This window comes from Sphingomonas sp. Ant20 (genome assembly GCF_000783375.1).
Lineage (GTDB): Bacteria > Pseudomonadota > Alphaproteobacteria > Sphingomonadales > Sphingomonadaceae > Sphingomonas > Sphingomonas aerolata.
In genome coordinates, this window is record NZ_JRVI01000164.1 from 1 (window position 1) to 6,646 (window position 6,646).

Annotated in this window: 9 protein-coding genes and 1 pseudogene; 5 read left to right on the forward strand and 5 right to left on the reverse strand. The window is 66.9% G+C overall.

Features of this window, described 5'->3' with window-relative positions; genetic code table 11:
• Positions 1 to 135: 135 nt before the first annotated feature.
• Positions 136 to 390 (reverse strand): DUF1465 family protein, encoded by a 255-nt coding sequence (locus tag NI18_RS28110; protein WP_052149272.1) that lies wholly within the window; start codon positions 388 to 390, stop codon positions 136 to 138.
• 207 nt (positions 391 to 597) lie between these two features.
• Positions 598 to 795, reverse strand: a complete 198-nt coding sequence (locus NI18_RS16585; protein WP_031393918.1) for a DUF465 domain-containing protein — start codon at positions 793 to 795, stop codon at positions 598 to 600.
• 220 nt (positions 796 to 1,015) lie between these two features.
• On the opposite strand from NI18_RS16585, the gene NI18_RS23585 reads away from it, so the two are divergent.
• Positions 1,016 to 1,171 carry a YdcH family protein gene (locus NI18_RS23585; RefSeq protein WP_081874429.1) on the forward strand — a complete coding sequence of 52 codons (156 nt, stop codon included), beginning with the start codon at positions 1,016 to 1,018 and terminating at the stop codon, positions 1,169 to 1,171.
• Positions 1,172 to 1,356: 185 nt separating this feature from the next.
• Here NI18_RS23585 and NI18_RS16590 read toward each other — a convergent pair whose 3' ends face one another.
• Together NI18_RS16590 and dksA are read right to left on the reverse strand one after the other, a co-directional pair.
• Complete coding sequence (locus NI18_RS16590) at positions 1,357 to 1,779, reverse strand: PilZ domain-containing protein (RefSeq protein ID WP_243845892.1); 423 nt, start codon at positions 1,777 to 1,779, stop codon at positions 1,357 to 1,359.
• 62 nt (positions 1,780 to 1,841) lie between these two features.
• The gene (gene dksA, locus NI18_RS16595) at positions 1,842 to 2,330 is read right to left on the reverse strand and encodes an RNA polymerase-binding protein DksA (RefSeq protein ID WP_037531568.1); all 489 of its coding nucleotides are present in this window, start codon (positions 2,328 to 2,330) and stop codon (positions 1,842 to 1,844) included.
• A gap of 419 nt (positions 2,331 to 2,749) precedes the next feature.
• On the opposite strand from dksA, the gene NI18_RS25220 reads away from it, so the two are divergent.
• The gene (locus tag NI18_RS25220) at positions 2,750 to 3,763 is read left to right on the forward strand and encodes a hypothetical protein (protein WP_037531570.1); all 1,014 of its coding nucleotides are present in this window, start codon (positions 2,750 to 2,752) and stop codon (positions 3,761 to 3,763) included.
• 68 nt (positions 3,764 to 3,831) lie between these two features.
• On the opposite strand, the pseudogene NI18_RS16605 reads toward NI18_RS25220, so the two are convergent.
• Positions 3,832 to 4,271 (reverse strand): annotated as a pseudogene (locus NI18_RS16605) (host attachment family protein).
• 97 nt (positions 4,272 to 4,368) lie between these two features.
• On the opposite strand from NI18_RS16605, the gene serS reads away from it, so the two are divergent.
• The 3 genes from serS to NI18_RS16620 form a co-directional block, all read left to right on the forward strand.
• Positions 4,369 to 5,649: a serine--tRNA ligase gene (gene serS, locus NI18_RS16610; RefSeq protein ID WP_037531572.1), complete on the forward strand. Its 1,281-nt coding sequence runs from the start codon at positions 4,369 to 4,371 to the stop codon at positions 5,647 to 5,649.
• Positions 5,649 to 6,413: a 5'/3'-nucleotidase SurE gene (gene surE / locus NI18_RS16615; RefSeq protein WP_037531574.1), complete on the forward strand. Its 765-nt coding sequence runs from the start codon at positions 5,649 to 5,651 to the stop codon at positions 6,411 to 6,413. Before serS ends, surE begins: the two co-directional genes overlap by 1 nt.
• Positions 6,410 to 6,646 (forward strand): hypothetical protein (locus tag NI18_RS16620; protein WP_037531576.1); only part of this gene is annotated, 237 nt, incomplete at its 3' end. The genes surE and NI18_RS16620, both read left to right, overlap by 4 nt.

The window sequence follows — 6,646 nt, forward strand, 5'->3', positions numbered from 1 at the left end:
CGCGGCAGGCGGGGCCCGCGGCGGGTGGCGCATCGAGCGCGGCGTCGAGCAGCGCGACGCGCCGGTGTAGGTGCATGCTCGCGGTGATCAACGCCCTCGCGCTGGGCGGAAACGCCGCCAGCATCGCGTCATCGGTCACCGGCGCTCGCCGAGCCGCCGCGCCGGATCCAGCGCCTCGCCCCGCGTGAGTTCACCCGCCTGGACCGCGCGCTGCGTCAGCAACCACGCGAGGACATGGAGCAACCGGGTCGTGACCTTGAGCGATTCACAGCTCAGGCTGACGCGGACGAGCGGTTCGAGCCCGTCCCGGTCGGTCCGTCCCGTATCGTCGAAATAGTTCCGCGCCTCTTCGGCCAGCCGCATCGCCTCACGGTACAGTGCACCGATCATGCGGTCTTGCAGGGGCAGTTCGGGCGGTCGTCCAATCATTCTGCTCGACTGCCATAGCCGCAACGCCGCGCCCATCGCGAAAACGCACCGATGCGCCGGGATGTGTCCCGAAACGCGCCGCTCCGATCGACCGCTTGATCAATATTATGTCGTGATTTGAAGGCGCTGTCCGAAATCACGCCCCGCATTCGTGCCTGCCCGGACGTATCAGGCGATGATGTCGGGGATCAACTGGTCCTCGAACGCGGCGATTTCGTCGCGCAACCGCAGCTTGCGCTTCTTGAGCCGGGCGATCTGCAATTGGTCGGGAACGGTGAGTGACCAGAGCGCGGCGATCGCCGAATCGAGGTCGCGATGCTCGGTCCGGATTTCGTCCAGCCGGACCCTGATCTGTGCCTCGTCCACCATCATGCCCTTCGCCCACCCCTGCTACGCGGTCCTTAGCAAATGCATGGCATTGCGCGAGCACCAAAAACTACCCGGCGCGCGCGTCGGGGGCCACAGGACTCGGCCCGTCGCACGCGACGGCTCGCCCGGTCGATTCACCAATCTTCGTTAAAGACTTTTTGGTGGGGCGATGGTTTACTCGGGACCCCAACACGAATGCAGAAGGAGTTTTTCCACCATGCAAACGACGCACCAGGCTGCGCTGGAAACCAAGCATCAAATGCTCGACCGCCGGATTTCCGAAGAGGTACACCGGCCCATGCCCGACGCGCTGGCGCTCGCAGGATTGAAGAAGCAGAAGCTTCGCCTGAAGGAAGAACTCGCCAACCTTTAGACCCCACGCCGTTCGTGGCGGCGGGCGATCGGCCTGTCGTCACGCGGTTCCGGCTTTTCCGATTCCTTCCCCCTCGGGAAAGCCGGACTGGCGGGGTGCCGGCCACGCCACCACCGCCTCTTCAGTCAGCCCCTCTATTCAACCGTCACCGACAACCTAACGCTGCCCCGCTCTACCGGACGACGTCACCGCGATCGCGGCTCCCGGAACACGATCGGCTTGGCGAAGGTCGGCGTCGTCTGCCCCTGCCCGACCGACTTGCGCGCCTTCATCGGGTCGATCGTCTCGTCGAGCGCGATTCCCAGACGGCCCTGCGTGCACCACGCCACCCGTCCGGTAACTTCACCAATCCCGCGCAGGTCGATCGTGACCGGCGTATCGACAGCGAGCGGCCGATCGAACTCGATCATCAGCCCGCCTTCGGACAGGTTGCGGACCCGCACCTCGTACACACCCGCACCGTCGGCATAGCTGAACCGAGCGATCATCAGCAGACTGTCACGGACCGGCCGGTTCTGGCCCAGGTCTGCGCTATCCTCGACGGACTCCCCGGCGCCGGCCCCTGCCGCACCCTCGGCGCCCAACGACCCTTGGTTTCTCATGTCCATCCGTGTTCCTGTGTCCCGACGTCGAGATATGCGTCGCATATATCAGAAGGCGGACCACGTGCCTATGCGCTGTTCGCCGCCCCGGTATCAGTCCTCGCGGGAGATTTTTTTTCGTTGCGCTCGTGGCGTTCCTGCGCCTCCACGGTCATCGTCGCGATCGGCCGCGCCTCGAGGCGTGCCAGGCTGATCGGTTCGCCCGTGACTTCGCAATAGCCATATTCGCCATCGTCGATGCGGCGGATCGCCGCCTCGATCTTCGAGACGAGCTTGCGCTGGCGATCCCGGGTCCGCAGTTCGATCGACCAGTCGGTTTCGCTCGACGCCCGGTCGGTCAGATCCGCCTCGCGCAGCGAATCGACCTGGAGCTGCGATAAGGTTTCCTGCGATTCCCGCAGGATAGCGTCCTTCCATTGCTGCAGCTTTTGCCGGAAATAGGCCTGCTGACGCAGGCTCATGAACGGCTCGTCGGCCGTCGGTCGATAGCCATCGGCATCATTGGCTGCTGCAAGATTGGTACCGTGCTCGTCTACGCGATTCATTACCGTTGCCATACCACTCTCCCTCTGGCCGGTCGGCGCGAAAAGCCGCGTCTCGAAGCCACCCCCAAATGGTGAAAGGGCCTATAGTCTTACGTGTTCCGGACCACAAGCGAGCAGACTTGCGCTTGGATCGATAATGAAGACACATTCTTGCGTACCGATGCATCCGGGTTACACCGCCCGCCGACGGCCTAAGCGAGTCCCGCGAACGGGCCCGTCGCCATGATCCTGGATGCGACAACTGTCCCGCCACGGCACGGTCTGCGTATTGAGCGCCCCGCCCGTCGCGATATTGTAAGAATGACCACCAGATCACGTCATGGGCGCTTGCGCTTAACGCTTTGTTTTGCGCTTTGTGCGAACACGGCGTCCGAGTGCCGTGAACGCGATCCGACGTCGTCTGCGCGTCGGCAACGAGAGAGACTTTGAGTATGTCGGTGCGGATGGCCTTGGCCAAATTATGCGCGTGTGCCTGCGGAGGCGCGATCATCGGAGGCGGCGCCGTCCATGTCGCCGAGCGTCCGAAGCGCGCGATCCAGACCAAGACGATGACCAAGCGCGTTGTCCCCCGCCAGATCGGCGCCGTCGCCCGTCCCCGCATCCGTCGCGTCGTCACCACACGCACCACCGCCTGCGCGCCAGCCATGGTGACGGTCGCCAACGCGCCCCCGGTCCCCGTGGGGTTCGCCGACCCGTTCGTGGGCGGCGCCGGCAGCCCGACCGCCGTGCCGGTAAACAGCGGCGGCGGCTTTTTCGGCGGCGGTGGCCCGGGTGGCGGCTTTGGCGGCGGCGGCTTTGGCGGCGGTTTCTTCGGCGGCGGCGGCTCTGGCGGCAGCATCGTCATCTCGTCGACCTCAAGCGGAGGCTCGTCGAGCACGAGCGGCGGTTCATCGAGCACGAGTGGCGGCTCGACCTCGAGCGGTGGCGTCAGCAGCACCTCGTCGACCGGCGGATCGTCGTCCAGCACCGGCGGCGCGTCGGTGTCGAGCACCTCGTCGTCCGCCAGCGGCGGGAGCAGCGGTAACGTATCGTCCTCGTCGAGCGGTAACGTATCGTCGTCGTCCAGCGGTAACGTGTCCTCCTCGTCCAGTGGCAACGTATCGTCGTCGTCGAGCGGGAACATCTCCTCCTCGTCAAGCGGCAACGTTTCGTCGTCGACCAGCACCAGCTCGGGCGGCAACGTGTCGTCGACCAGCAGCGGATCAAGTTCGACCTCGTCGTCGAGCTATGGATCGAGCAGCGCAGGCTGGAGCAGCAACGGCGGCTGGAGCTCGAACGGCGGCTGGCATGGCTCGAATGGCGGCGGCAATGGCAGCACCGGCTCGAGCGGCGGGCCACCCGCCCCCGTTCCGGCACCCCCGATGGTGCTGCTGTTCGGCGCTGCGGCCGCGGCCCTCGTTGCCCGCCGCGGTTCGCGAAGCGCGCCGCCGACTGATCCTGCATAAATCTCGGACATGAAAAAAGGCCCGCAACAACGGGTTGCGGGCCTTTTTCAACTATCGCGTGGCAACGATCAGGCGTTCTTGAGCGCCGTCTCGATGTCGGCAATCGGATGCCCGGTGAGATCCTTTGCGAGCTCACCCGCGAGCCTGCTGCTGACCGCCTTGTGATAATGTTTGCGCATCTCCCCCAGCGTCCTAGGCGGCGCGACGATGACGAGCGAATCGAAATCGTTCTTCAACGCACGCGTCTTGAGCAGCTCGGCCGCGTCGGCCGCGAACCGGTCTTCCTCGATCTGATGGAAATCGGTGGGTTCGACCGAGCTCTGCGCGGCACCTGCGGGGACGAGGCGCGGCCGGCCGAGTCGGTCGCCTGGTCACGCGTCGCGGGGTTCTCCTGCTCGACCGCCTCTTCGACGACGAGGTTCGGAAAGGCGGCATCGCCCTCATTGCGCAGGAACAGCATCTTGCGGCCATCGGCGACCATGACGACGGACTTGTGCGGAAGATCCACGGGCTTTCTCCTCTTTGATCTGTGCCTCTGCCCTCCCCAACGTCCCGCAGGCGCACCGGGTTGCGCGCGCTTGCCGGCCTCGGCATAGCCTAGCGCCATGCATGATATCCGTCTGATCCGTGAAAACCCCGCCGCGTTCGACGCAGCTCTCGCCCGCCGCGGCGCTGCCCCCGCCAGCGATCGGCTCGTCGCCCTCGACGAGCGCCGCCGTACGACGATCGCCGAAGCGCAGGCCGCGCAGACCCGCCGCAACGAGCTGTCCAAGGCGATCGGCCAGGCCAAGGCGCAGAAGGACGAACCGCGCGCGCAGGCGTTGATGGCGGAAGTTGCCGCGCTGAAGGCCGCGCTGCCGACGCTCGAGGCCGACGAGGCGGCGCTGACCGCCGAGCTCGATGCGGCGCTCGCGGCGATCCCCAATCTGCCCGCATCGGACGTCCCTGCGGGCGTCGACGAGAGCGGGAATGTGCTCGTCCATGCACGCGGGACGAAGCCCGACTTCGCCTTCGCCCCGCGCGAGCATGACGTCGTCGGCCCGGCGATCGGGCTCGATTTCGAGACGGGCGTTGCGATGTCCGGTGCGCGTTTCACGCTGGTCCGCGGCCCCGCCGCCCGGCTGCAACGCGCGCTCGGTCAGTTCATGCTCGACCGGCTGACGCGCGATCACGGTTTCGAGGAAGTCGCGCCGCCGCTGCTGGTGCGCGACGAGGCGGTGTTCGGCACGGGCCAGCTGCCCAAGTTTGCCGAGGACCTGTTCCGCACCACCGACGGCCGCTGGCTGATCCCGACCGCAGAGGTCAGCCTGACCAACATCGTGCGCGAACGGATCCTGACCGACGGCGAACTGCCGCTCCGCTTTGCGGCGCTGACGCCGTGTTTCCGCTCGGAGGCCGGGTCGGCCGGTCGCGACACCCGCGGCTATATCCGCCAGCACCAGTTCGACAAGGTCGAGATGGTCGCGATCGTCACGCCGGATGAGTCGGAGGCCGAGCACGAGCGGATGACGCAGTGCGCCGAGGGCGTGCTCGACGCGTTGCAGCTTCCGTTCAGGCGGATGCTCCTATGCGGTGGCGATATGGGCTTCACCGCGGCGCGCACCTATGATCTGGAAGTCTGGCTCCCCGGCCAGGCGCAGTATCGCGAGATCTCCAGCATCTCGACCTGTACCGATTTCCAGGCGCGTCGCATGAACGCGCGCTATCGCCCCGAGGGGGAGAAGGCGACTCGGTTCGTCCACACGCTCAACGGTTCCAGCCTCGCGGTCGGTCGCACGCTCGTCGCGGTGATCGAGAATTATCAGCAGGCGGATGGCGCGGTCGCGGTACCAACCGCGCTCCAGCCCTATCTGGGCGGCCTCACCCTGCTCGAGCCCGCTGCCTGATGCGGATCCTGCTGACCAATGACGACGGTTATCATGCGCGCGGGCTGAAGGTGCTCGAGGCGATCGCCGCGACGCTGTCCGACGATGTCTGGGTGGTGGCGCCGGCGGAGGAACAGTCGGGCGCGGGCCATTCGCTGACGCTGTCGCGACCGCTGCGCGTGCGCAAGTTCGCCGAGAAGCGCTATGCCGTCGCTGGCACGCCGACCGATGCGGTGATGATGGCGCTTGCCCGCATCATGAAGGACAGCCCCCCCGACCTAATCCTCTCGGGGGTCAATCGCGGCGCCAACCTCGCCGAGGACGTGACCTATTCGGGCACCGTCTCCGCCGCGATGGAGGGTGCGCTGGCCGGGGTCCGGTCGATCGCGCTGAGCCAGGTCTATAGCCGCGAAGGCATGGGCGATTCGGTCCCGTTCGAGGTCGCCGCCGCCTGGGGCGAACGCGTCCTGCGCCCGCTGCTCGACGCGCCGCTCGCCCCCCGGACGCTCGTCAACGTCAACTTCCCCGTCGGTGCGGCCGATGCGGTGCGCGGCATTCGCGTCGTCGGCCAGGGCCTGCGCGACTATGGCCGGTTGCAGATCGTCACCAACACCGACCCGCGCGGCTATGAGTATCACTGGTTCGCGCTGAGCGGCGCGGTCGAGACGCCGCTTCACTCGACCGATCTGGAGGCGATTGCGGACGGCTATATTTCGGTCACACCGCTGCATCTCGATCTGACGCATGCCGAGTCGCTGGACATGCTGGGACGCGCCTACGCGTGACGCGCGCCGCCGCGATCCTGGGCGCGGCGCTGGCTCTCGCCGGGTGCATCCCGAGCGTCGACACGCCGGTCCGGTCCGACCGCGGGCCGCCGCCACAGTCGCTCGAACGGATCCAGCGCCTCCCACCCGCCGACCCGCAGGACCGCTCCGCGAACGACGCGCGCGATCGCAGCGTCGCCGCCCGATCCGACACCTATGACGCTCCGCCGCGTCGGCGCACCTATCCGCGCCGC

Bases quoted from the DNA above. Each gene is read 5' to 3' on its own strand.
- NI18_RS28110 (WP_052149272.1), bottom strand. From the start codon at position 390: ATGATCGGTGCACTGTACCGTGAGGCGATGCGGCTGGCCGAAGAGGCG.
- NI18_RS23585 (WP_081874429.1), top strand. From the start codon at position 1,016: ATGCAAACGACGCACCAGGCTGCGCTGGAAACCAAGCATCAAATGCTC.
- NI18_RS16590 (WP_243845892.1), bottom strand. From the start codon at position 1,779: ATGGACATGAGAAACCAAGGGTCGTTGGGCGCCGAGGGTGCGGCAGGG.
- dksA (WP_037531568.1), bottom strand. From the start codon at position 2,330: ATGGCAACGGTAATGAATCGCGTAGACGAGCACGGTACCAATCTTGCA.
- NI18_RS25220 (WP_037531570.1), top strand. From the start codon at position 2,750: ATGTCGGTGCGGATGGCCTTGGCCAAATTATGCGCGTGTGCCTGCGGA.
- serS (WP_037531572.1), top strand. From the start codon at position 4,369: ATGCATGATATCCGTCTGATCCGTGAAAACCCCGCCGCGTTCGACGCA.
- surE (WP_037531574.1), top strand. From the start codon at position 5,649: ATGCGGATCCTGCTGACCAATGACGACGGTTATCATGCGCGCGGGCTG.